At 59.4% G+C, this 23,165-nt stretch carries 22 protein-coding genes and 2 pseudogenes; 18 read left to right on the plus strand and 6 right to left on the minus strand.

Going from position 1 to position 23,165, the window contains the following annotated elements; genetic code table 11:
- The first annotated feature begins 159 nt into the window (after window positions 1-159).
- On the plus strand, window positions 160-969 hold the full coding sequence (locus RIB87_RS07985; protein ID WP_350145322.1) for a helix-turn-helix domain-containing protein: 810 nt from the start codon (window positions 160-162) through the stop codon (window positions 967-969).
- Here the strand turns inward: RIB87_RS07985 and RIB87_RS07990 are convergent.
- Window positions 966-1,499: a styrene oxide isomerase gene (locus RIB87_RS07990; protein WP_350145324.1), complete on the minus strand. Its 534-nt coding sequence runs from the start codon at window positions 1,497-1,499 to the stop codon at window positions 966-968. The genes RIB87_RS07985 and RIB87_RS07990 overlap by 4 nt on opposite strands.
- Window positions 1,500-1,525: 26 nt before the next feature.
- The gene (locus tag RIB87_RS07995; RefSeq protein ID WP_350145326.1) at window positions 1,526-2,437 is read right to left on the minus strand and encodes a metal-dependent hydrolase; all 912 of its coding nucleotides are present in this window, start codon (window positions 2,435-2,437) and stop codon (window positions 1,526-1,528) included.
- A gap of 135 nt (window positions 2,438-2,572) precedes the next feature.
- On the opposite strand from RIB87_RS07995, the gene RIB87_RS08000 reads away from it, so the two are divergent.
- On the plus strand, window positions 2,573-3,238 hold the full coding sequence (locus RIB87_RS08000) for a TetR/AcrR family transcriptional regulator (RefSeq protein WP_350145328.1): 666 nt from the start codon (window positions 2,573-2,575) through the stop codon (window positions 3,236-3,238).
- On the opposite strand, the gene RIB87_RS08005 is transcribed toward RIB87_RS08000, so the two are convergent.
- The gene (locus RIB87_RS08005; RefSeq protein ID WP_350145330.1) at window positions 3,235-3,957 is read right to left on the minus strand and encodes an epoxyqueuosine reductase QueH; all 723 of its coding nucleotides are present in this window, start codon (window positions 3,955-3,957) and stop codon (window positions 3,235-3,237) included. The genes RIB87_RS08000 and RIB87_RS08005 overlap by 4 nt on opposite strands.
- A gap of 131 nt (window positions 3,958-4,088) precedes the next feature.
- Here RIB87_RS08005 and RIB87_RS08010 point away from each other — a divergent pair, with 131 nt between their 5' ends.
- The gene (locus RIB87_RS08010) at window positions 4,089-4,688 is read left to right on the plus strand and encodes a HupE/UreJ family protein (protein ID WP_350145332.1); all 600 of its coding nucleotides are present in this window, start codon (window positions 4,089-4,091) and stop codon (window positions 4,686-4,688) included.
- A 28-nt stretch (window positions 4,689-4,716) separates the two neighbouring features.
- The gene (locus RIB87_RS08015) at window positions 4,717-5,331 is read left to right on the plus strand and encodes a HupE/UreJ family protein (RefSeq protein ID WP_350145334.1); all 615 of its coding nucleotides are present in this window, start codon (window positions 4,717-4,719) and stop codon (window positions 5,329-5,331) included.
- A gap of 2 nt (window positions 5,332-5,333) precedes the next feature.
- Here the strand turns inward: RIB87_RS08015 and RIB87_RS08020 are convergent, their stop codons facing one another.
- Window positions 5,334-6,179 carry an SDR family NAD(P)-dependent oxidoreductase gene (locus tag RIB87_RS08020; RefSeq protein ID WP_350145336.1) on the minus strand — a complete coding sequence of 282 codons (846 nt, stop codon included), beginning with the start codon at window positions 6,177-6,179 and terminating at the stop codon, window positions 5,334-5,336.
- Between the two features lie 145 nt (window positions 6,180-6,324).
- Between RIB87_RS08020 and RIB87_RS08025 the strand changes: the two genes are divergently transcribed.
- The 9 genes and pseudogenes from RIB87_RS08025 to phoB all read left to right on the plus strand — a co-directional run bounded on the left by RIB87_RS08025 (window position 6,325) and on the right by phoB (window position 16,279).
- Window positions 6,325-7,545, plus strand: a complete 1,221-nt coding sequence (locus tag RIB87_RS08025) for an acyl-CoA dehydrogenase family protein (RefSeq protein ID WP_350145338.1) — start codon at window positions 6,325-6,327, stop codon at window positions 7,543-7,545.
- Window positions 7,546-7,616: 71 nt separating this feature from the next.
- On the plus strand, window positions 7,617-9,083 hold the full coding sequence (locus RIB87_RS08030) for an ATP-binding protein (protein ID WP_350145340.1): 1,467 nt from the start codon (window positions 7,617-7,619) through the stop codon (window positions 9,081-9,083).
- 322 nt (window positions 9,084-9,405) lie between these two features.
- Entirely contained in the window at window positions 9,406-10,443 is a 1,038-nt protein-coding gene (locus tag RIB87_RS08035) for a substrate-binding domain-containing protein (protein ID WP_350145342.1), read from the plus strand.
- Window positions 10,444-10,688: 245 nt separating this feature from the next.
- The gene (gene pstC, locus RIB87_RS08040; RefSeq protein WP_350145344.1) at window positions 10,689-12,074 is read left to right on the plus strand and encodes a phosphate ABC transporter permease subunit PstC; all 1,386 of its coding nucleotides are present in this window, start codon (window positions 10,689-10,691) and stop codon (window positions 12,072-12,074) included.
- A 37-nt stretch (window positions 12,075-12,111) separates the two neighbouring features.
- Window positions 12,112-12,543 (plus strand): annotated as a pseudogene (locus RIB87_RS08045) (DUF3333 domain-containing protein); the annotation flags it as partial.
- Between the two features lie 429 nt (window positions 12,544-12,972).
- Window positions 12,973-13,890: pseudogene (gene pstA, locus RIB87_RS08050) on the plus strand (phosphate ABC transporter permease PstA); the annotation flags it as partial.
- A gap of 104 nt (window positions 13,891-13,994) precedes the next feature.
- A complete protein-coding gene (gene pstB, locus RIB87_RS08055) occupies window positions 13,995-14,741 on the plus strand; it encodes a phosphate ABC transporter ATP-binding protein PstB (protein WP_350145612.1) in 747 nt (248 codons plus the stop codon).
- A gap of 57 nt (window positions 14,742-14,798) precedes the next feature.
- Complete coding sequence (phoU, locus tag RIB87_RS08060) at window positions 14,799-15,533, plus strand: phosphate signaling complex protein PhoU (RefSeq protein ID WP_350145346.1); 735 nt, start codon at window positions 14,799-14,801, stop codon at window positions 15,531-15,533.
- Between the two features lie 44 nt (window positions 15,534-15,577).
- The gene (gene phoB / locus RIB87_RS08065; protein WP_350145348.1) at window positions 15,578-16,279 is read left to right on the plus strand and encodes a phosphate regulon transcriptional regulator PhoB; all 702 of its coding nucleotides are present in this window, start codon (window positions 15,578-15,580) and stop codon (window positions 16,277-16,279) included.
- A gap of 87 nt (window positions 16,280-16,366) precedes the next feature.
- On the opposite strand, the gene RIB87_RS08070 is transcribed toward phoB, so the two are convergent.
- Window positions 16,367-16,876, minus strand: a complete 510-nt coding sequence (locus RIB87_RS08070) for a GcrA family cell cycle regulator (RefSeq protein WP_350145351.1) — start codon at window positions 16,874-16,876, stop codon at window positions 16,367-16,369.
- 276 nt (window positions 16,877-17,152) lie between these two features.
- Between RIB87_RS08070 and RIB87_RS08075 the strand changes: the two genes are divergently transcribed.
- From RIB87_RS08075 to RIB87_RS08095, 5 genes are all read left to right on the plus strand, one after another.
- Complete coding sequence (locus RIB87_RS08075) at window positions 17,153-17,977, plus strand: ABC transporter permease (protein WP_350145353.1); 825 nt, start codon at window positions 17,153-17,155, stop codon at window positions 17,975-17,977.
- A gap of 193 nt (window positions 17,978-18,170) precedes the next feature.
- Window positions 18,171-19,409, plus strand: coding sequence for an aspartate aminotransferase family protein (locus RIB87_RS08080; RefSeq protein ID WP_350145355.1), 1,239 nt, complete (start codon window positions 18,171-18,173; stop codon window positions 19,407-19,409).
- Window positions 19,406-20,335: an ornithine carbamoyltransferase gene (gene argF, locus RIB87_RS08085; protein WP_350145357.1), complete on the plus strand. Its 930-nt coding sequence runs from the start codon at window positions 19,406-19,408 to the stop codon at window positions 20,333-20,335. Before RIB87_RS08080 ends, argF begins: the two co-directional genes overlap by 4 nt.
- The gene (locus RIB87_RS08090; protein ID WP_502943220.1) at window positions 20,323-21,324 is read left to right on the plus strand and encodes an Hsp33 family molecular chaperone; all 1,002 of its coding nucleotides are present in this window, start codon (window positions 20,323-20,325) and stop codon (window positions 21,322-21,324) included. The genes argF and RIB87_RS08090 overlap by 13 nt, the downstream gene beginning before the upstream one ends.
- Before the next feature lie 37 nt (window positions 21,325-21,361).
- Window positions 21,362-21,994, plus strand: coding sequence for a hypothetical protein (locus tag RIB87_RS08095; protein ID WP_350145361.1), 633 nt, complete (start codon window positions 21,362-21,364; stop codon window positions 21,992-21,994).
- Here the strand turns inward: RIB87_RS08095 and argE are convergent.
- Window positions 21,984-23,153, minus strand: a complete 1,170-nt coding sequence (argE, locus tag RIB87_RS08100) for an acetylornithine deacetylase (protein WP_350145363.1) — start codon at window positions 23,151-23,153, stop codon at window positions 21,984-21,986. The two genes, RIB87_RS08095 and argE, sit on opposite strands and share 11 nt — an antisense overlap.
- Window positions 23,154-23,165 lie beyond the last annotated feature (12 nt).

The raw sequence follows: 23,165 nt of genomic DNA on the forward strand, positions 1-23,165 counted from the left end.
CCAATCAAAACAGCGGATTTGCTGCATACTGGCCGGATAGCGCGGGTATTGGAAGCTGCAACTGCCCGCAGATATTACCTCCTGAGTAAGTGTAAGCTGTGCGCGGAGTTCTAATATCTGCTGAGTTCGGTTTTGCCGTTGCGCCGTTGGAGGTCCGCCATGAACGATGTTGTTGCCCGCCCACAGAGCCTTGAAGGTACGGCGCCTGAAACATTCGGCGATCATCTGCGGCTATGGCGGCGGATTCGCGGGTTCAGCCAGCTTCAGTTGAGCGTGCGGGCGGATGTGTCGGCGCGGCATGTGTCGTTCATGGAGTCGGGCCGCGCCAAACCCAGCCGCCAGATGGTGGATACGGTGGCGGACGCTCTCGACATTCCGCTTCGTGCCCGCAACCCGATGTTACTGGCGGCAGGCTTTGCCCCGGCTTACCGCGAAACCGCACTGGAGGCGCCCGACGCCAGCTACATCCGCAAGGTGCTGGAGACAGTGCTCAAGAGCACCGAGCCGTTTCCATCGCTGGTTCTGGACCGTGACTGGCGCGTGTTGATGACCAATCAGGGCGGCGGGTTGCTGATGAGTCTGGCGGGCGAGGGTGCTGCCGACAAAACCATGTTCGAGCTGATGCTGCTGCCCGGCCCGATGCGTGATGCCATCGTCAACTGGGACGAGGTGGTGTCGGACGTATTAAAGCGCGTGCGCCGGGAGGCGGATCACGCGGGGGACGACAGCGTGTTGAAAGAGATGATGCGGATGTTGCCCAAAGGCTGGAAACCGCCGCGCAGGGCCACCAGCCAGGTACCGCTCATCATTCCGCTGCATATGCGGGTTGGCGGCATTGATCTGCGGTTCACGTCGATCATCGGAAGCCTTGGGACGGCTGCCGACATCGGCCTGTCGGAACTCTCCATCGAAACGGTTTTGCCCGCTGACGAAGCCACGGAAAAAAACCTGCGCGCGATGCTGGGCTAGGCGTCTTTGGTTTGGCGCAGATAGGCCCACGCCCCAAGGGCGATGACGCCAAGCATGATGTGGACGGCCAGCACCGGCGGCCAGCCGAACAGATAAATCACGTCATTCGCCAGACCCGGCTTAAATGGGCCGCCGCCAAAGGCAAGGCCGCGGGTGCCAAAAAACGTATTGGCCATGGCCGGCAGGGTAAACAGCCATGCGGTGATCAGGGATGACCACATCAAGATGGTCTGCATCCGGTCGCTCAGCAGCAGATAGCGCCCGCCGAATGCCAGCCCCATCAGCATCAGCCCCTGGGTAATCGCCTCCATGTGCCCCAAACGAAACGCGCGCGCATCGCCGGGAATATCCACTTCAATCTGGATCGGCAGCGGCCACAGCACGATCTCGCCGAGCAGATGAAAAAACCACACCCAGCCAAACAGGCAGGCGACCGCAAACAGGCCAAAGCCGTTGAAAAACAGCAGCGCTCTGCGGCGCTCGGTCAGTACGGTACGTGCAATACCGTCCGTATACGTTGCATCAGCCATGTGACGTCGCCTCCCCTGATTGATTTTTATGCAGCAACAAGCGCTGGCGCGGGTTCGTGAAGCCGGGATGTGTCCAGCCTGCCCAGCTGTTCGCCCATTACAGCAGGTGTATCACCATACAGCGCCCACCACGCCTTCACCCAGTCAGGGTCGGCAACCTTGCTGGGGTGGTAGGTCGGGCTGAGGATGCGGATGATTTTGGGCGTCAGCTTGCGGAAGATACGGCCAAGGCTCTTTGCCAGCCGCCAGCGCGAGCGCCAGTTGCGCCACAGCCCGTCTTCCTTCAACAGCGCGCGATACCCCTGGCCGGTGCGTGCCATGATGTGCACCGTGGCAAACGCCAGCCCGAAGATGCGCCGGAAATAGCCGCCGCCTGCCGCATGAAACACATCAAAGGCTGCGTCCTTGTGCTCAATCTCCTCAACGAAATGCCACAGGATGAGCGACGAGACAGCAGGGTCAGCCCCGCCAAACAAATGCGCGCGGTCTTCCACCAGCATGTGGCCGATGGCCAGCGCCATGGATTCAAACCCTTCTGCGTAAGCGAGGTTGAACATCAACGACCGCTTTTCGCCAAAGCCCGCATAGTCGCGCTTCAACACGTCTTCAAAAGGGGCAACACTTGTGTAACCGCACGCTGCAATCGTGTCATTGAAGGTCTTGTGCTGGCGGTAATGCGTTGTCTCCTGCGCGATGTATTTATTGAGTTCTGCCACCAGCGCGGGATCGTCGATGTGTGGGCGCACCTTCGCCATGGTGCGGATCAGGTAGGGCTCCAGATATGGCATCGCCAGCGAGGCCGCGTTGACGATCTGGCTGAACTCAGGCTGCGTCGGGTTCCAGTGTGCGCCTTGCTCAACAGGAAAGCTGAACGCCATCTTGCGGATGGCCTTGATGCGGCCCTCACTCACTTCGTGCTGTGACGTTTCGCCCTGCATGGTCGCGCCCTCCGCCCGGTGGTTTTGCTTGCGCCGGTATTGGTGACCAGCAACAATTAGAGGTATTCATCTAATTTAGAGGTTTTCCTCTAAAGCTGGGTGAGAGTCAAGTTTGTTGTGTGCAGGGATATGTAAGTGGCCGGAAACCGGGAAAAAATCATTGAGGGTGCCCGCCAGTTGATGAACCGCGAGGGCACATCTGCCAGCGGCACCACCCGCATTGCAGACGCACTGGGCATCAGTCCGGGCAATCTTTATTACCATTTCAAAAGCCGCGAGGAGATTGTCGCGCAGATTTACGCACGCTTTGAACGCGCCTTCCGCGACAGCCTTGTCTCCGGCATCGAACAGGGCATAACGCCGGTACGCTTTGCCGCGTTTTACATCAATGCCATGCAGTTTGCGTGGGAGTACCGGTTCTTCTTTGCCAGCCAGACAGACCTTCTGAGTGCTGACGAAAATCTCGCCGTCCGTCACCATGACCTGCAGACATGGAGCCTTGCGGCACTGGAAAACATCGTTGTCGTGCTGGAAAAACAAGGCACCGCCGCGTTACCCAAGGGACGCGGCGAAGCGGCCCGCCTGCGAAAATCAATCGCCCTCAACACATGGCTCTTGTGGAGCACGTGGATCAGCTTTTTGAAGGTCGAAAAACCCGAAAGCCAACTGGTGCGCGGCGACATGGCGCGCGGCGCGATGCAGATGTTTGACGTGTTCGGCCCGTGGCTGGATGCAGCATTTGAAAAAGCCGCCCGCGAGGCCCTCACGAAAGAACTCGACCGGGCGGAGGCCGTTGCCTAGGTGTCGTCGCTGCCGATGTTCGCCTTGGCCGCAGCGGCCTGCGCTTCATAGTCTGTCTCAGGCTTGCCGTAATACTTCACGCCATGGCGGATCGGCGGGCGACCCTGATCCATGCGGTGCTTGTTGGTGTCGCGCAGCGAATATACGCAACCGCAATATTCCTGCTGGTAAAACTCTTCCTGCTTCGAGACTTCCAACATGCGTTGGCTACCGCCGCCCTTGCGCCAGTTATGCGTCCAGTACGCCATGCCCGGATAGCGCGATGTGGCCCGCGTGCCAGAGCCGTTGATCTGGTCAAAGTCTTTCCAGCGCGAGGTGCCCAGCGTTGAACATATGGTGCCAAAACCGTGCTCGTAGGCGTAAAGGGCGGTGCGTTCAAACCGCATGTCGAAACACAGCGTGCAGCGGTGGCCACGCTCCGGCTCGTTCTCAAAACCCTTCACGCGCTCAAACCAGTTGTCCTTGTCGTAATCAAGGTCGATGAACGGCACGCCAAGCTTCTCGGCAAAGCGCATGTTCTCTTCCTTGCGCAGGTCATACTCCTTACGCGGATGAATGTTCGGATTGTAAAACAAAATCGTGTAGTCGATGCCCGATCGCTCAATCTCGTTCATGACATCACCCGAACACGGCGCGCAGCACGAATGCAGCAACAGCTTGTCTCCCGCTGGCAGGGCAAGCGGCGCGGGTTTTTGCTTCTGGTTGGTTCGATGCGTCATGGGCGGCGTTATATGACGAATTGCGATCCGCGCCAAACGCCGTGGCCTGCCTATCGCCTGTCCACCATTGCCCCCATTTTTAACCGGCTATAGTTTTGAAGGCTGTCGGTCACAAACCTGTGGGAAAAAACATGACCCGCCAACTTCAGTTTTCAGCCATCTGTCTGCTCCTGCTTGCCGCCATCGCGCTGCCGCAGACGGCGTTCGCCCATGCCGGGCACGAGCCCGCGGGCGGTTTTGCCAGCGGGTTCTTTCACCCGGTACTGGGATGGGACCATCTGGTAGCAATGGTGGCGGTCGGCCTGTGGGGTGCTTTTCTGGGCGCGCCGGCCATCTGGCTGTTGCCGGTGGTGTTTCCGCTGGTCATGGCGCTGGGCGCGGTGCTCGGCATCATGGGGATGCCGTTGCCCGGCGTTGAACTGGGCATTGCCGGATCAGCGCTCGTCCTTGGCCTTTTGATCCTCTTCGCAATACGCCTGCCGCTGGGGGCGGCCGCAATCATTGTGGCTGCCTTCGCCATTTTCCACGGGCACGCCCACGGCACCGAGCTGCCGGCCGCTGCCAACCCGTTTGCCTATGGGGCGGGTTTTGTCGTGGCGACGGGGCTGCTGCATCTGGCAGGCATCGCCTTCGGGCTGCTGGTGCGCTGGCCTGTTGGTGTCACGGCGGTGCGGGCAGGTGGAGGCGTTGTTTCACTGGTGGGCGTGGCCTATCTGGCCGGCCTTGCTTAGGTACCGCACATCCGGTGCACCGGTTTTGGTGACTGCTTTGGTTGCCGGGGCAGTGGGCCTGTGGCCCGCTCCGGCGTTGGCCCATAGCCCGATTGATGGCTTTGACGGGTTCTACCTTGGCCTGCTGCACCCCCTCACCAGTGCCGGACAGGTATTGACGCTGATCGCCGTTGGACTGGTTGTGGGCACTGCGGACAAGGCGGCTTTCGCGCGGGCCTGGTTGCTGTTTGCAGCGCTTGCCTTTGCAGGTGTGCTGTTTGGCCAGCTCCTGGGCGTAAGCGGCGGCGAGGAAGGGGCGCTGTTGGGAGCGGCACTGCTCACAGCGCTCATGGTCGCCGCTACGCCGCACGCAGCCCTCAGACGAGCGACGTGGATGCTGATGGCGGCAGGGGTTGGCGGGCTTCTGCTTGGCCTTGCCTCCACACCTGACGAAGGGCCGCTGCTTCCCACGCTTATTACGGTTGCGGGAAGTCTTGTCGGCGTGAACCTGGCTTTTCTCTATCTTGCAGGCGCAACCGGCTGGGTACACGACCGCTACCCATACCCGTGGGCACGTATCGGGCTGCGGGTGGTGGCCTCATGGGTGGCGGCGATTGCCATGCTCATGCTGGCGCTCGCATTTGCCGGTATCTGGCAGGTTTAAGCCTATGAGGCGCGTTCTTCGGGATCGCGAAACAGCCGTCCCAGCAGCTTGTGATACCTGATCGGCATCAGCCGCTGAATCCGATCCAGGAAACGCGCGTCGCCGCCAATCAGAATGCGCGGGTTGTTTTTTTCAATGCCGGTAAAGATGACCCGCGCAGCTTCTTCGGCCGTGGTGCGGGCAAAGTCGTCAAAGCCTTTGGCAATTTCATCCTTGCGGGCCAGCAGTTCTTCGTTCTGGGCCAGCCGGGCGTTGCGCGCCACGTTGGTCTTGATGCCACCGGGATGCACGCACGATATTTCAACGCCGGTTTCGTTGCGCACCATTTCCGTGCGCAGGCTTTCGGTGAAGCCGCGAATGGCAAACTTGGCGGCGTGATAGGCGGAGTTGCCCGGCACCGCGATCATGCCGAAGATCGACGACACATTGACGATGTGCCCGGCCTTGCGCTCAATCATGTGTGGCAGAAACGCTTTCGTGCCGTACACCATGCCCCAGAAATCAATGTCCATGACCCACTCAAAATCCTGATAGGTCATCTCGTGCACCTCGGCGAAAAGCGCCACGCCCGCATTGTTGATGACAATGTCCGCGCCGCCATGGTCTGCCTTGATGCTGTCGGCCAGTGCATAGACCGCGTCCTTGTCGGACACATCCAGCAGGTGGGTCTCGATGATGCCCGTGCCCAGCGCGCCCGCGATTTCAGCCGTTTTGCCAAGGCCGACTGAGTCCACGTCGGTGGCGATCACCCGCGCCGCGCCGTGCTCAATGGCATATTTCACAAGCCCGCGGCCAATGCCTGAAGCGCAGCCCGTGATAAAAATGGTTTTCCCGGCAATCTGGGTCATTTGCTGTTCCCTGAAACGACTATGACTTTTTGTCAGTATAGTTGTGGGAGGTTATGCACGATTGGCCCATGCTGGTGCAATGGCCGCCGCGCGCTTATCGTTGGGAGTGAAACAGCCAAAACGAAACCGTGTGAGGAACGCCCCAATGGAAATCGCGCCCATCCCCGGCCTGTCTGACGAGGTCAACGACATCCGCCTGCGCACGGCGAAGGTGGTGAATGACGAGATTATTCCCGCCGAGCCGGTGCTGTTCAAAGGCGGTGCGGAGGCCGAACCCGTCCGTGCACGTATCAAGAGCCAGGTGAAAGAGCAGGGCCTGTGGGCACCGCATCTGCCGGTGGAGTATGGCGGTATGGGCGTTGGGTTTCTTGCCCACGCATACATGAATGAAGTGATGGCGTGGTCGCCGTTTTCAGCGCGGCTGTTTGGTGTGGTTGCGCCTAACTCCGGCAACCAGAAAGTGCTGCTGAAATACGGCACCGAAGAACAGAAGAAAAAATGGCTTGAGCCGTTGATCTCCGGCGAAATGGAAAGCTGCTTCTCCATGACCGAACCGGACAATGCAGGCTCTGATCCGCGTTCCATCCAGACCCGCGCCGTGCGCGACGGCGACGAGTGGGTCATCAACGGCCACAAGTGGTACACGTCGAATGCGCGTCGGGCCGATTTTGCCATCGTCATGTGCCGCACCGCGCGGCCCGACGCTGAACCCGGCAAGCCGTCCGACACAATGGTGCAGGTGATTGTACCTATGGACTCGCCCGGTCTGGAAATTGTGCGGTCCGTTCCGGTGTGGGGCCACACTCATGGTGACCATTGCGAAATAACGTACACGGACGTTCGGGTGCCGGTTGAAAATGCACTGGGCCGCGTCGGCTCCGGCCATGCCGCAGCCCAGGACCGTCTGGGCGCGGGGCGGGTGTTTCACTGCATGAACTCCATCGGGGCCATGTGGCGTGCCTTCGACATGATGGTGACGCGCGCCATGAGTCGCGAGGTGCATGGCGGCACACTCGACACCAAGCAGTTTGTGCAGGGTTTCATTGCCGACAGCTACATGGACATTCAGGCCGCCCGGCTGATGACCATCAACTGCGCCCGCGTGATGGACGAAGGCGGCGACGCGCGCACTGATATTTCTGCCATCAAGGTGTTTGTGCCCGCAGCCTTTGAGCGCGTGGTGGACCGCGCCATTCAGGTGCATGGCGCGCTGGGTGTGTCTGGCGATACGCCGCTTGCAGGCATGTACACCGGCGCCCGCACGCTGCGGCTGGCAGATGGCCCCGACGAAGTGCATCGCATCCTCATCGCCAAAAATGTCTTCAAACATTACAAGGCCGGTGGTAGCTGGGACTTTGGGACCTAGGCATAAAACATCTGTGCCGCCGCCCCCATCGCCCGGGCCGCTTGTTGATATCACTCCTGTTGGACCAGTAAATGGCAAACGCCAACCGCCCGCCTGAAAAGCCACCCGGCCCTCTTGCCAGTGCTGCCGAACCACGGCTGGGTTTGCGGCCTGCATCTTCTGTGGGCTCGCTGGGTATGCGGGCACGCGATGTTGGGGTCGTGGTTGTGGCGGCGGCGCTTTTGCTCGGCGCGGCTGCGGGCATGAGCGTTTTGTCGGTCAATGCCAGCATCACGCTCACCATCCTGATCGGCGGCGTCGCGCTTGTGTGGTTGCGCTTTTCGCCGACAACCGTGGCGATGCAGCGCCGCGCTGCCAGCCCATCTCCCGTGCAGGCCTCTGCCCGTGCGCAGTTTCCGCTGACGCCTGAAACCGGCGTTGCCATCATTGAGCGTTTGCCGGACCCGATTATTCTGCTGGATAAATCCGGCCGCATTCTTTTGCACAACCGCGCTGCAGGGACCATCGTCGGCAAGTCGGCCGCCCGGCGTCATATCTCAACGGTCATGCGTGCACCGGAAGTCCTGGAGGCCGTTGCCCAGGTGATCGCCGGTGAGCCGGCGCAGGTGGTGGAATATGAACAGCCGGTGCCGATCGAGCGGCACTATCAGGCATTTGTCGCGCCGGTTATTGCTGCGGCGCAAGATATTCCCAAAGAGTCTGCCCGTAATATCCTTATTTTGCTGCACGACCTCACGACCCTGAAACGTGCCGAACAGATGCGCGCCGACTTTGTGGCCAATGCCAGCCATGAGCTGCGCACGCCGCTTGCCTCATTGGCGGGCTTTGTTGAAACCCTGCAGGGCCCCGCCCGCGATGACCCTGAAGCCCGCGATCGTTTTTTGTCCATCATGCAGGATCAGGCCAGACGCATGGGTCGGCTCATCAATGACCTGTTGTCGTTGAGCCGCATTGAGCTCAATGAGCACGTGCGCCCGGCCAACCGCGTGGACCTTGCCTCAATCGTCAACGATACAGCCGATATGCTGACGCCGCTGGCCGAAAAGGAGGGCGTCGAGATTGTCATGGAAATCGAGCCCGATCTGCCGCAGCCGTTTGGTGACCGCGATGAGCTGGTTCAGGTCTGCCAGAACCTGCTGGCAAATGCGCTGAAATATGGTGGTACGGGCAAACGGGTCGAGGTTTTTGTCGGCTGGGCACACCCGCCCGGACAGGATGCCGGCCCCGGATCTTCGGGCCGCCTGAAGGTTTCGTTCCGCGATTTTGGGCCGGGCATTGAGCGTGCCCACCTGCCGCGCCTGACCGAGCGCTTTTATCGGGTGGACGTGGAGCAAAGCCGCCAGCGCGGCGGCACCGGGCTTGGGCTTGCCATCGTCAAGCACATTATGAACCGGCATATGGGATCGCTGACCATCGACAGTGAAATCGGTGCCGGATCAACCTTCACGGTTTTCCTGCCGGTGGAACCAACGGGGCAGCCGAGTCGGGGATCCGACGATGTCACACAAAAGCCCGTTGACGCGCCGTTTGCTGACTGACGCGGCAAAGTGCATTCCCGGAAACTCAAAAAGCGGCTCTGTTCTGCGGGTTTTTTGCCGCACAGGGTGCGCGCGCAGGTGTCACGCAACCGTCATTGAACCGCAATAAATCGTTCTTAAGCGCGCCCTAGGTTCCGCTCAACCGACCCGCTGAGACGGTCGGCTTGGGATGGTGTCACTCATTTTTGGGGCAACCTCGCCTGGGTGTATTTCAGGCGTGGGAGACCCAGACCCTTTGTTGTCTCAGGTCCGTTTCCAGGCTGCCGGTCCGGTGGCTCAGGGGGGCGGATTTAGCCAGATTTCGAAATCGGATGGAGAAATCATGAACTATAGCAAGATGACGTTTGCAGCCGCGGCTGCCATTGCGTCGATCTCGCTCGCTGGCGTTGCGCACGCCCGCGATCAGATCCAGGTCGTCGGCTCCTCGACGGTCTTCCCGTTTGCCACTGCTGTTGCTGAACAGTTTGGCAAGTCCACGTCTTTCGCCACGCCGGTGATTGAGTCCACGGGTTCAGGCGGCGGCATGAAGCTGTTCTGCGCCGGTGTTGGCCTTGAGCACCCTGACGTGACCAACTCGTCACGCCGCATCAAGTCGAGCGAAGCCGAAAAGTGCACCGAAGCTGGCGTGACGCCGATTGAAGTGAAAGTTGGTTTTGACGGCATCGTGCTCGCCAACGCCAAGTCGGCACCGACATATGACCTGTCGATCCGTCAGCTTTATCTGGCTCTTGCCAAGCAGGTTCCCAATGAGAACAACGAACTCATTGATAACCCCTACATGAAGTGGTCTGACATCGACGCATCACTTCCGGCTGTTGAAATTGAAGTTCTTGGTCCGCCCCCCACCTCCGGTACCCGCGACGCGTTTGTGGAACTGGTGATGGACGAGGGTGCTGAGAGCTTTGAGTTTCTCGCGGCTCTGCTGAAAGAAGACAAGTCCGCTTTCCGCACTGCTTCGCGCACCATGCGTGAAGATGGCAAGTTTGTTGAAGCCGGTGAAAACGACAACCTGATCGTGCAGAAGCTCGAAGCAAACCCGCAGGCGCTGGGCATCTTCGGTTTCTCATTCCTCGATCAGAATGCCGACAAGCTGCACGGCTCCATCATCGAAGGCGAAGAGCCTACGTTTGACGCAATTGCCGCCGGCGATTACCCCGTTTCACGTTCGCTCTACTTCTACGTGAAGAAAGAGCATGTGGGCGTTGTTCCCGGTCTCGAAGAGTACATTGCTGAGTTCACGGCTGAAAAAGCCTGGGGCCCGGAAGGTTATCTCGTCGAAAAGGGTCTGATCCCGCTGCCGGAAGCTGACCGCGAAGCAATGCGTGAGTCTGCTACCAGCCTGACACCGCTTTCCATGTAATTGGAAACAAGCTGCGGGGCGGCAGGGTGATTTTTGCCTTGCCGCCCTTTCAGCACCTTACGAGACATTCCTATTCTGCTAGACCGCCATTGACGACCATTCGCGCCCGACGGTTTATTGGGGGTCGTGCGTGAATGTGGCATCTGCTGTTTGCCTGAGGGGCATGTGCCCCGCCAGGTTCAGGATTTTCCCCGCGCATACACAGCCGATGCTTGTAAGAGCGGTGGCAGAACACGGGCAGACGCATGAGCGCACCACTTATCATTCTTGTCATCGTGCTGCTGGCCACCGTGGCCTATTATCTGGGCCGAAGCCGTGCCCATGCGGTGACGAGCGGCAACATCTCAGCCCTCCACAGCCTGCCCGGATATCACGGTGTTTACGTGGCCATGTGGGCTGCTATCCCGGCGCTGCTGGTGCTTGCCGCCTGGCTGATTATCGGTCCACGACTTGCCGAGTGGTATCTGGTGTCTGCGCTGCCGGATTCGCAGATTGCCGGCATGACGCAGGCGCAGATGAACCTGCTTGTCACCGACGTCAAAAATCTTGCAACCGGAAATATCTCCAGCCGCACCCCTGACCCAGCCCTGCTGCAGGCCGCTGAGGGCTATGCCAATGCGCTGACAATTTCAAATGCGGCCATGGTGGTGGTTGTACTGACACTTGCGGTTGTCGGCATCACCCTTGGCCGCAGCAAAATTGCACCTGACATGCGCGCCCGTAATCAGGTGGAGCGCATTTTCCAGGTCATCATGGTGGCGGCATCGTCCATCGCCGTCCTGACAACCATCGGCATCGTCGCCTCGCTTATTTTTGAGGCCGCGCGGTTCTTTACCAAGGTGCCCTGGTACGAGTTCCTGTTCGGCCTGCAATGGAGCCCGCAGATGGCTCTGCGCGCCGAACAAGTGGGGGCGTCGGGCGCATTTGGCGCAGTGCCGATTTTTGCCGGTACGTTTCTCATCACCATCATTGCAATGTCGGTTGCCGTGCCCATCGGGCTGTTCTCGGCCATTTACATGTCTGAGTATGCCAGCCCCCGCGTGCGTGGCATTGCCAAGCCGGCGCTGGAAGTGCTGGCAGGTGTGCCGACGGTTGTGTACGGATTTTTTGCAGCGCTCACCGTGGCGCCGATGTTCCGCGGCTTTGGTGACAGCATCGGCCTTGATGTGTCGTCTGAGTCGGCTTTGGCAGCGGGCATGGTGATGGGCATCATGATTATCCCGTTCGTTTCGTCACTTTCGGATGATGTGATGAACGCCGTTCCTCAGACGCTGCGTGATGGTGCCTATGCGCTGGGGGCCACCAAATCGGAAACCATCAAGCAGGTGATTTTGCCGGCTGCCCTGCCGGGCATTGTGGGTGCTGTTCTGCTGGCTGTCAGCCGCGCCATCGGTGAAACCATGATTGTGGTGATGGCAGCGGGCCTTGCCTCAAACCTGACCGCCAATCCGCTGGAAGCTGTGACCACCGTCACCGTGCAGATTGTTACGCTGCTGGTGGGGGACCAGGAGTTTGACAGCGCCAAGACGCTGGCGGCCTTTGCGCTTGGTCTGGTTCTGTTCGTCGTGACCTTGACGCTTAACGTTTTCGCGCTGAGCATCGTGCGCAAGTATCGGGAAAAATATGACTGATATGTCCACAGATCAGGGCGGAACAACGCCTTCTGTCATGAACCGCAAACCGGACTTGTCGGCAACGCGCGTCAAAAAACGGTATGCGGCCGAAGCGCGGTTCCGGGCGATTGGCCTGGGTGCAATTCTCGTGGCTGTCGCCGTGCTGGCCACCTTGCTGACCACCATCATCTCTCAGGGCCTGCCAGCCTTCATACAGTATGATCTTGATCTTGAGGTCTATCTGGATCCCGCCGAGATTGACCGGGACAACCTGGCGGCGGCCAACTACCAGGCGCTGGTCCGCCGAACGCTTTATGAACGCTTTCCCGATGTGACGGACAGACGCACCAAGCGAAAACTTGCGGGCCTGATAAGCAATGGTGCCGATCTGAAACTCAAAGAGTTTGTCGAGGCCAACCCGGCACTTATTGGCACGACGCAGACGATTTCCATTCCGGCATCAGACGATGTGGACACGTTCCTCAAAGGTCAGATGACGGATATCGTTACTTTCCAACCCGATGCAGAACTTCAGCCGACGGGCACCGCAGGCGACGTCCAGCTTCTTGCGCCGTCCAATGTCTTTGCATCCTTTCTCGAAGACACCAAAACGCTGCTGGAAGTGGAAGCTGACCGCTTGCTGGAAACCTCAGAGCGGGAGCGCCTTGGCGTTGCCAGCTTTGAAGAGAGTGTCCGCACTGCTGAAGCTGATCTTGCGCAGGCCGTTGGTCCGCAGCGCGACGCTCTGGAGGACCGGATTGCCACGTTGCAAACACAGGTTGATCAGCGTATCCGCACGGCTGAAAAAATCGAGGCTGAGGCAAATGCGCTGCGCGCCACAGCGCAAAGCGCGGGCGGTACCGTCGCGCTGACCGACCAGATGCCGTCCATCTTCGTTGAGATAAATGGTGGGCTTGTGAAGGCGCTGGCGGTTTCCAATGAGACGATTACCGGTCGGGTTGTGAACCAGCTCAGCAGTGAGGTGGCGGCACCCTCGGGGTCGTGGCAGCTGATAAAATACACAACACCTGAAAGCAATCGTCGCATCAAGGACGATGAAGCGGGGTGGCTTCGCATCCTTGAAAATGATGGTGTTGTGAGCAGTGGGTTTGCAAATGCCTTCTTCACTGAAGGAGACAGCCGTGAGCCTGAACTGGCGGGTATCTGGGGGGCTGTTGTCGGCTCGTTCCTGACGCTGACGATCACGCTGCTGCTCAGCTTTCCGGTTGGGGTGCTGGCGGCGATTTATCTTGAGGAGTTCGCGCCGCAAAACCGGCTGACGGATCTGATCGAGGTGAACATCAACAATCTGGCGGCCGTGCCGTCCATTGTATTTGGTTTGCTGGGTCTTGCGATGTTTTTGAACTTTTTCGGGTTCCCAAGATCGGCGCCCCTGGTTGGCGGCATGGTGCTTGCGCTGATGACCCTGCCGACCATCATCATTGCCACGCGCGCAGCCCTCAAAGCGGTGCCGCCGTCTATTCGTGAAGCAGCGCTTGGGGTTGGCGCAAGCAAGGTGCAGGTCATTACCCACCATGTGCTGCCTCTGGCCATGCCTGGCATTCTGACCGGCACCATCATCGGCATGGCGCAGGCGCTGGGCGAAACAGCACCCTTGCTGATGATCGGCATGGTTGCCTTTATAGTTGATATTCCCGGCGGGTTCACTGACCCCGCCACCGTATTGCCGGTTCAGATATTTATCTGGGCCGACAGCCCCGAACGCGCGTTTGTGGCCAAGACAAGCGCTGCCATTATGGTTCTGTTGACCTTCCTGGTCATGATGAATGCCCTAGCCGTGCTGTTGCGCCGGCGCTTTGAACGCCGCTGGTAGAAGGAAACGACGAGATGTCCATGGCCGAAGAAACGAACCGGACCAACATATCGCCATCCGTGCAGGTGTCTGCTGTGGCGTCATCTGCCGCCAAGCGGGTGAAGATGCACACGAAGGACGTCAACGTCTTTTATGGGGACAAGCAGGCCCTGTTTGATATTGATCTGGATATCACCGAGCATCAGGTGACGTCGCTCATCGGCCCGTCAGGCTGTGGCAAGTCAACCTATCTGCGGTGCCTCAACCGCATGAATGATGTGATTGATATTGCGCGCATCACCGGCACCATCGAGTTGGACGGCAACAACGTCTATGATCCGAAGGTGGATGTGGTGGAAGTGCGTGCCCGCATCGGCATGGTTTTCCAGAAACCAAACCCGTTTCCCAAGTCGATTTACGACAACATCGCCTATGGCCCGCGCATTCATGGCATTGCCCACAACAAGCAGGAAATGGACGAGATTGTTGAGGTGTCGCTCAAGCGCGCCGGGTTGTGGAACGAGGTAAAGGACCGCTTGCAGGAGCCTGGCACCGGGCTATCGGGTGGTCAGCAGCAGCGTCTGTGCATTGCACGCGCCATTGCAGTGTCTCCGGAAGTGATCCTGATGGATGAGCCCTGCTCGGCGCTGGACCCGATTGCGACGGCCCGCATTGAAGAGCTTATTGACGAGCTCAAGGAAAACTACACGATCGTCATCGTCACTCACTCAATGCAGCAGGCCGCCCGTGTATCTCAGCGCACGGCATTCTTCCATCTTGGGATTCTGGTAGAAGAAGGCGGCACGGAGCAGATATTCACCAACCCGAACGATGAGCGCACGCAGGATTATATAACCGGCCGCTTTGGCTAAATCGCACATGGCTGCTGCACTGCTTGTGAGCGCGCAGCCGAACGGGGAGTAACCCACGTGCAGGAACACATTGTTACGTCCTTTGAAGAGGCGCTTGACCGTATAACCGAGTGCCTTGCGCGTATGGGCGGGCTTGCGGAAAGGAGCCTTGCAGATTCAATCGAGGCGATCACCCGCCGCGATCTGACGCTTGCAGACCAGACCATTGCCGCTGACAAGCAGATTGACGCGCTGGAAGTGGATATCGAGGCCCAGGCCCTGCGGTTGATCGCGCTGCGGCAGCCAATGGCGATTGACCTGCGCGAGACGATATCGGCTATCAAGATTTCATCCGACCTTGAGCGCATCGGCGACCTTTCCAAGAACATTGCCAAGCGTGTGCAGGCCGTGGATCAGGTGCGCCCCAGCCGCGCCATGCAGGGTCTTGAGCGCATGGGCCGGCAGGTGCTGAACCAGCTCAAGGAAGTGCTGGATGCCTATGCCCACCGCGATGACGAAAAGGCACAGGCAGTATGGCGCCGCGACGAAGAAATTGACGAGATGTACAACTCGCTGTTCCGCGAACTGCTGACCTATATGATGGAAGACCCGCGTACCATCAGCCTGTGTACACATTTGTTGTTCGTGGCAAAGAACCTTGAGCGCATTGGCGATCACAGCACCAACATTGCCGAGACAATCCAGTTTCTGGTTACCGGCAAGGTGGTGGGCGAAAGCCGCCCCAAGGGCGACACAACGAGCTTCACGCATCTTGAATATTCCTCACCCAACGGCACGGACAAGACGACGTGAGCATCACGGTTGAAACACCGGTCACAGCAAACGGGGCCAGGCCAATGAAAACAAAACCCCTTGTTTTGATTGTTGAAGACGAGGCGGCGCTGACCACGCTGCTGCAATACAACCTCGAAAAAGAAGGCTATCGCGTCATCGAAACCGCTGACGGCGACGAGGCCGCGATGATTGTGGACGAACAACAGCCAGACCTGGTTCTGCTCGACTGGATGCTTCCGCAGGTGTCAGGCATTGAATTGTGCCGCCGCTTCAGGGGCCGCAGCGAAACCAGAAACATTCCCATCATAATGCTCACAGCGCGGGGCGAAGAGGCTGATCGCGTGCGCGGTCTTGATACGGGGGCGGATGACTACATAACCAAGCCGTTTTCGATGACGGAACTGCTGGCCCGCGTGCGCGCAGTCCTGCGCCGCATCCGCCCGGCTCTTGCGGATGACGTTGTGACGTTTGGCGAGGTGGCTGTTGACCGGGCTACCCACCGGGTGCGGCGGCGTGATCGTGAAATCCATCTTGGTCCCACCGAGTTTCGCCTGCTCGACCACCTGATCCAGCATCCCGGTCGGGTGTTCAGCCGTGAGCAGTTGCTGGATGCGGTCTGGGGCTCGGACGTGTATGTGGAAGCGCGCACGGTGGATGTGCATATTGGCCGTTTGCGCAAGGCGCTCAATAATCCCGGCGAGCAGGATCCTATCCGCACGGTGCGGTCAGCGGGCTATGCGCTGGACGAACATTTCCGCAATTAGCATCCGGCGGCATCAACGGCGATCACTCACAAAAAAGGGCAGCCTGTTTCCGGGCTGCCCTTTTTCGTTTGGTGTTGTACGAGGTGTTTAGCCACTCATCCGATTTGGGAACTGACGCTGAGGCTGCCGGTCGCGACGCTCGCGGCGTGATGGAAGCGGCTGATAGGCCTTTTTGGCGTGAGCCGCACAATAAGGCATTCCGGGGGCTGAGCGCTGACCGCAGAAGTGAAAGTTTTCATCGCCCGGGTCGCCATTTGGCCACTTGCAGGTCTGCTCGTTGAGCTCCAGCAGGTTCGCCTGTGCGTCCGGGTCGCTGATGACTTCCAGTTCTTCGGGCTCGGGTGCGGGCGCTGCGGCCTGTTTTGTGGCCTGTTCGCGGCGCGGTGCTGTGCTCTGGGCACGCGGTGCACGTGGGGTGGAGGGTCTGCGACGCGTCACGCGGGTGGGCGCGCCGCGTCCTGAAAGACCCAGACGGTGAACCTTGCCGATAACAGCATTGCGGGTGACACCGCCAAGCCGACCGGCAATCTGGCTGGCGCTCAGGCCGTCAAGCCACATCTGCTTAAGCTGTTCCACGCGCTCATCTGTCCATGACATGGCCGTCTGTCTCCCCCAATCCGGATATTGCAGCCCCCAACGTGGAAACCACTACATCTCGTGTTAACCTTGTGGAAACCTACTATATGGCCCGACTCAACGGCAAGGGATCTTGTGGTCTGTTAACGGGTTATCCACAATATATTGATTCTTTTGCTTTGCCCGCGTTTCGCTTGTGGATAAAGCCCTTGCGCCGATGCGGCGCGCGGCCTACCTCCTCACCTTGTCGGTTACGTCTCTTGCGGGCCGAAAAGCAGGCCCAGGGGGCAGGGACACATGACAGACACACAGTTTGAGACAGCGGTCACATCCGAACCAGGCGTCCGGCGCTTTGGCGCGGTGAACTGGCTTGGCCTGTGGACCCTGTATCTCAAGGAAGTCCGCCGTTTCATGAAGGTGTTCACGCAGACCGTGGCGGGTCCGGTTGTGACGGCCTTGTTGTTCTTTGCGGTATTTGCGGTTGCCATGGGCCGCGCTGATACGGTTGTGGCGGGGGTGCCCTATCTGGCCTTTCTGGGGCCGGGCCTCATCATGATGACGGTCATTCAAAACGCCTTTGCCAATACATCTTCCTCGCTACTGGTCTCTAAAGTGCAGGGCAATGTGGTGGATTTTTTGATGCCGCCCCTGTCACCGGGCGAACTCAATGCAGCCTTTGCCCTTGGTGGTATGACGCGCGGCGTGGTTGTGGCGGTGGCGTCTGCCATCGTCATTTCGTTTTTTGCACCGATGGCCATCGTGCATTTGTGGGCGATTGTTTTCTTTGTGCTGGCGGCCTCGCTGGCGCTGGCGCTGATGGGCGTTCTGGCAGGGGTCTGGGCTGAAAAGTTTGACCACATGCAGGCGGTTACCAACTTTGTCATCACGCCGCTCGCGTTCCTGTCAGGCACGTTTTATTCGGTTGAGCGCCTGCCGGAGATTGCCCGCGTGGTGAGCAGCTACAACCCGTTTTTTTATATGATCGACGGCTTTCGCTACGGCTTCACCGGCCATGCAGACGGCTCGATCCTCACAGGTGTGATCGTTTTGACCGTACTGAACATCATCCTGTGGGGCATCTGCCACTGGGTGTTCAAGAAGGGCTTCCGCCTCAAGGCGTAGTGGCGATCGTGCAGGCTCGTCGCATATTGACATCGCGTTATGTACGCGATTGAATCCGCAGCTATTTTCAGGGCAAGCCGCCATCCGCTGGCGGCATTTTTTGTTTTCAGCCCTGTAAAGCGTTATCTGACACTTCGCACCATCGGCCCCCAATACCCGGCGGGGCCGTATTTGTTTTTTGGAGCACGACCCCGTGGCCACACCCGTCGCCAGCAGCCCGTCTGCCAGCAGTTCACCCATCACCCCGGTGCTGCCGACCTATGCCCGCGCCGATATTTCGTTTGAGCGTGGCGAAGGGGCATGGCTGATAACGCCCACCGGCGAGCGGTATCTGGATTTTGGTGCCGGGGTGGCGGTCAACGCTCTGGGCCATGCTCACCCCAAACTCATTGCCGCACTCACCGAGCAGGCCCACAAAGTGTGGCATGTCTCCAACCTGTATGAAGTTGAGGGGCAAAAGGCGCTCGCCCAAAAGCTCATTGACCTCACCTTTGCCGACACGGTGTTCTTCGCCAATTCAGGTGCAGAAGCGCTGGAAGCCTCCATCAAGATGGCGCGCAAGTATCATGCAGCGTCCGGCCATCCTGAGCGGTTTGAACTCATAACGTTTGAAGGCGCGTTCCACGGGCGGACGCTGGCGACCATTGCTGCGGGCGGCCAGCAAAAATATCTTGATGGGTTTGGCCCTGCGACGCCCGGCTTTGTTCAGGTGGCCCTCAATGACATTGCGGCCGTCAAAGCCGCCCTCACGGATGCAACAGCAGGTTTCCTGATTGAGCCGGTGCAGGGCGAAGGCGGCATTCGCGAAGCCTCAAAAGAGTTTATCCGCCAGTTGCGCGCTCTCGCTGATGAGCATGGCTTGCTGCTGATTTTCGACGAAGTGCAAAGCGGTGTGGGCCGTACCGGACATCTGTATGCTTACCAGGACCTTGGGATTGAGCCGGATATTCTGGCTACCGCCAAAGGCCTGGGCGGCGGTTTTCCCGTTGGTGCGTGTCTGGCCACCGCCGAAGCGGCCAAAGGCATGACACCGGGCACGCATGGCTCAACATTTGGGGGCAACCCGCTTGCCATGGCGGTCGGCAAGGCTGTGCTCGATGAGGTAAGCCAGCCTTCATTTCTGGAAAATGTGCGGCGGGTCTCGGGCCGGCTATCGCAGGGCCTGACGATGATTGCCGACGAGTACCCCGGCGTGATTGAAAGCGTGCGCGGGCGCGGGCTGATGCTTGGCCTCAAATGCATTGTGCCCAATACCGACATTCAAAAAGCACTGATGGGCAAAGGCCTGCTGACCGTTGCCGCCGGTGACAACGTGGTTCGGCTGTTGCCCCCGTTGATCATTACGGAAGACGAAGCTGCCGACGCTGTATCGCGCATTGAAGCGGTGTGTGCCGACATCGCTGCTCAGCTTGCCGACAAGAAAGAAGCATGATGAGCGCCCGCAAGCATTTTGTTGATCTCAGCGCCATCGCCAATGCTGATCTGCGCGACATGCTTGATCGTGCGCGTGCCATGAAAAAAGCACGTGCCGGCTGGCCTCGCGGCAAGCCGGATGCTGACAAGCCGTTGGCAGGCCACCTGCTGGCGCTCATCTTCGAGCAGCCTTCCACGCGCACCCGCGTGTCGTTTGATGTCGGTATGAAGCAGTTGGGTGGCGAAAGCATTTTTCTCAATGGCAGCGACATGCAGATTGGCCGCGGCGAGACGGTGGCTGATACCGCCCGCGTGCTGTCGCGTTACGTCGACATCATCATGCTGCGCACGGACGATCATGCCAAACTGCGTGAGCTTGCCGAACACGCCTCTGTGCCTGTTATCAACGGGTTGTCCGACGTGGGACATCCCTGTCAGGTGATGGCTGATGTGATGACGTTTGAAGAACATCGCGGACCGATAGCAGGCAAGCGCGTGGCGTGGGTTGGGGATGGCAATAACATGGCGCGCTCATGGATCGAGGCAGCGCCCTGCTTTGATTTTGAACTGTTGCTTGCCTGCCCGCCGGAGCTGGCCCCACCCGCAAAGTGCATTGAAGCCGCCATCGCCCGGGGTGGCCGCGTGCGCCTTACCAACGATGCCCATGAAGCAACGGCTGGCGCGGATGCTGTGGTGACAGATACCTGGGTCTCCATGGGCGACGAAGAAACCGAAAGGCGCCACAACCTGCTGGCCCCCTACCGCGTGGACAGCACGCTCATGGCCACCGCTGACAAGGGCGCTATCTTCATGCATTGCCTGCCTGCCCATCGTGGTGAGGAGGTGACGGCTGACGTTATGGACGGTCCGCAGTCGGTTGTGTTTGATGAAGCCGAAAACCGCCTCCACGCCCAGAAGGGTATTCTGACCTGGTGCCTCGATTGACCGCTTTTCCCCAACGTTCTGTTGCCGGTGAGCGCACTGACGACATGGTGCTGCCGTTTGCCATTGAAGGCATGAGCGTGCGCGGGCGTCTGGCGCGGCTTGGCCCCGCCATCAGCGACATACTCAACCGCCATGACTATCCGTTGCCGGTCTCGCAGCTTCTGGGTGAATCTTTGATGCTGGCGGCCATGCTGGGGACAGCACTCAAGCTTGAAGGCCGGTTTACCGTGCAAACCTCAAGCGATGGGCCGGTGGACTTTCTGATCGCCGACATGACCCACGAGGGGGGGCTGCGCGGCTATGCCCACTTTGATGCCCAACGTGTTGCTGCGCTCACCGGATCAACCAAGCCGACACTGGCAGAGCTTATGGGCAAAGGCAGTATGGCATTGACCGTTGACCAGGGCCCCGGCCGCAACAGCTATCAGGGTGTTGTGCCGCTGGAAGGCGCATCCATTGCTGCATGTGGCGAAGACTATTTTCTGCGCTCCGAGCAACTGCCAACGCTGATAAAGCTGGTTGTGGCGCAGAGTCTTGAGCGCAATGCAGATGGTGCGGCGGATGGTGGCTGGCGCGCCGGGGGCATCATGATCCAGCACATGCCCGCTGACGGCGGCTATGTCCGTGATCTTGATCCCGGTGACGCACCTGCTGGTTCATCCGGCACGGCTGATGAGGCCGAAGACGAAAACTGGAACCGCGCGCAGGTGCTGATGGCGACGGTCGAAGACCACGAGCTTGTTGACCCGACGCTGACATCCGAGCAGTTGCTGTACCGGCTCTATCACGAAGACGGGGTGCGTGCTTTTGCGCCGCACGATCTGTCATTCTCGTGCCGCTGCTCGCAGGACTACATCGCCGGTGTTCTGAGAAGTTTCGGGCCAACTGAAATGGCGGACATGCGTACGGACGAGGGACGCATCGAGGTACGTTGCGAATTTTGCAGCACCACCTATGATTTTGATCCGGCGGAGTTCGCTGAGAAATAGTCCCCCACGCAAACCACGTGCAAAGGAGTATGCGCCCATGAAAGCCGGCACCAGAGCGCTGCTCGGGGCATTTCTTTTTGCCGTTACTCTTGCATTTGGTTTGGCGGGGTGCGCGGGTGCTCCGTCGCCGCCATCAGGGCCTGTCACCGCCACCATTACCTACAAGCACATGCAGCCCCTTGTTGTGGATGTGGCGCGGGTAGAACTGGTGGAGACCTGGCGGCAACCCGGCACGCTGCCGCATATTGGGCACCGCAACATCAATAGTCCGCCTGACATCATTCGTGCCTGGACCCGGGATCGTTTGCGTGCTGAACCTGGCGGTCCCGGCGCACGTGATGGCAGCATTTTGCGCGTTATCCTGCGTGATGGGGCAGTCACACGGACAAACCTGAAAGTTGCCGAAGGTGTGGGTGGCATCTTTCAGGATGAAACAGATACGCGCATAGAAGCCGTCTGCGCGGTGGATGTGGAATTGATTGACCCCAAGGTAGGCCGCATCGGCGGCATAAGTGTGCAGGTCAGGGGCGTGCGCAACATTCTTGAGAGCGCCAGTCTCAACGATCGGGACGTGATTTATTTTGCACTGATGGAAGAACTTGCAGCATCGCTCGATCAGGCGCTGGAAAATGGTCTGCGCGCAGAGCTTGGTTTTGTCCTCAAGCGCTGATGTGATCCACCAGACGACTCAAAAAGGCGTCGCACGCCTCAAGTTGTGATTGCGCCAGCCATTCGTCCGGCTTGTGCGCCTGCAGAATGCTCCCCGGTCCGCACACCAGTGTGGGGATGCCCACATCCTGAAACAGCCCGGCTTCCGTTGCGTAGGACACCGCCTGCCTTTCGTTGGTGCCTGCAAGCATCATCACGGCGGCTTCCAGCGGTGACGCATCGCCTGTGGCCCTGAGGCCGGGTGCCTGCGCCAGCGTGCGGATTGAAACATCCGCACCGGGATGAACGTCCCGCATCGGTGGAAGAATGTCGGTCCGTACATACTCCATCAGCCGCGCAGATATTTCGTCTTCGTCCTGGTCCGGCAGTGTGCGGTGCTCAAATGTAAACCAGCAATGGCGCGGCACGATGTTTGTTGCGGTGCCGCCGGTGATGCGACCTACGGAGAGGCTGGAGTAGGGCGGCGAGAAGCGCCCCGTCGCATCGCCGCGTCGGCGCATTTCTTCGGCGATCCCATCCAGAAACGAAATCATCTTTGCTGCGGCCACAATGGCATTCACGCCTTTGTCGGTCTGGCTTGAGTGGTATTCAAGGCCTGTCACCTCAACCCGAAACGAGCGAATGGCCTTATGTGCGTCCACCACCGCCATGTCAGTAGGTTCGCCGACAATCACAAGGTCAGGCCGGGGCAGATGCTGCGCCAGATGGTCAATCATCGGGCGTACCCCCAAACACCCGATTTCCTCGTCATAGGAAAACGCAAAATGCACAGGTCGGGTCAGCCGCGCCGCGCTGAGCCGGGGAAGCTGGGCCAGTGCACAGGCAACAAAGCCTTTCATGTCGCAGGTGCCGCGCCCGTAGTAGCGCCCGTCGCGCTCATCCAGCGTGAACGGGTCCGTGGTCCAGTCCTGATCGGCCACCGGCACAACATCCGTATGGCCCGACAGCACAATGCCCCCCGGCCCATCGCCGCCGATGGTGCCATATAGGTTGGCCTTGGTGCCGGTCTCATTGGGCAGCACCTGGTAGCGCATACCGTAGGCGTCCATCAGCCCGGTCACATAGTCAATCAGCGCGAGGTTGCTCAAATGACTTGTGGTGTCGAAAGCAACCAGCGCGGCTAACAGATCTGCGCTTTTAAGGGGCGGGGTTTCAGCCATCAAATGAGTGTC

It is taken from the genome of Pyruvatibacter sp. (genome assembly GCF_040219635.1).
Lineage (GTDB): Bacteria > Pseudomonadota > Alphaproteobacteria > CGMCC-115125 > CGMCC-115125 > Pyruvatibacter.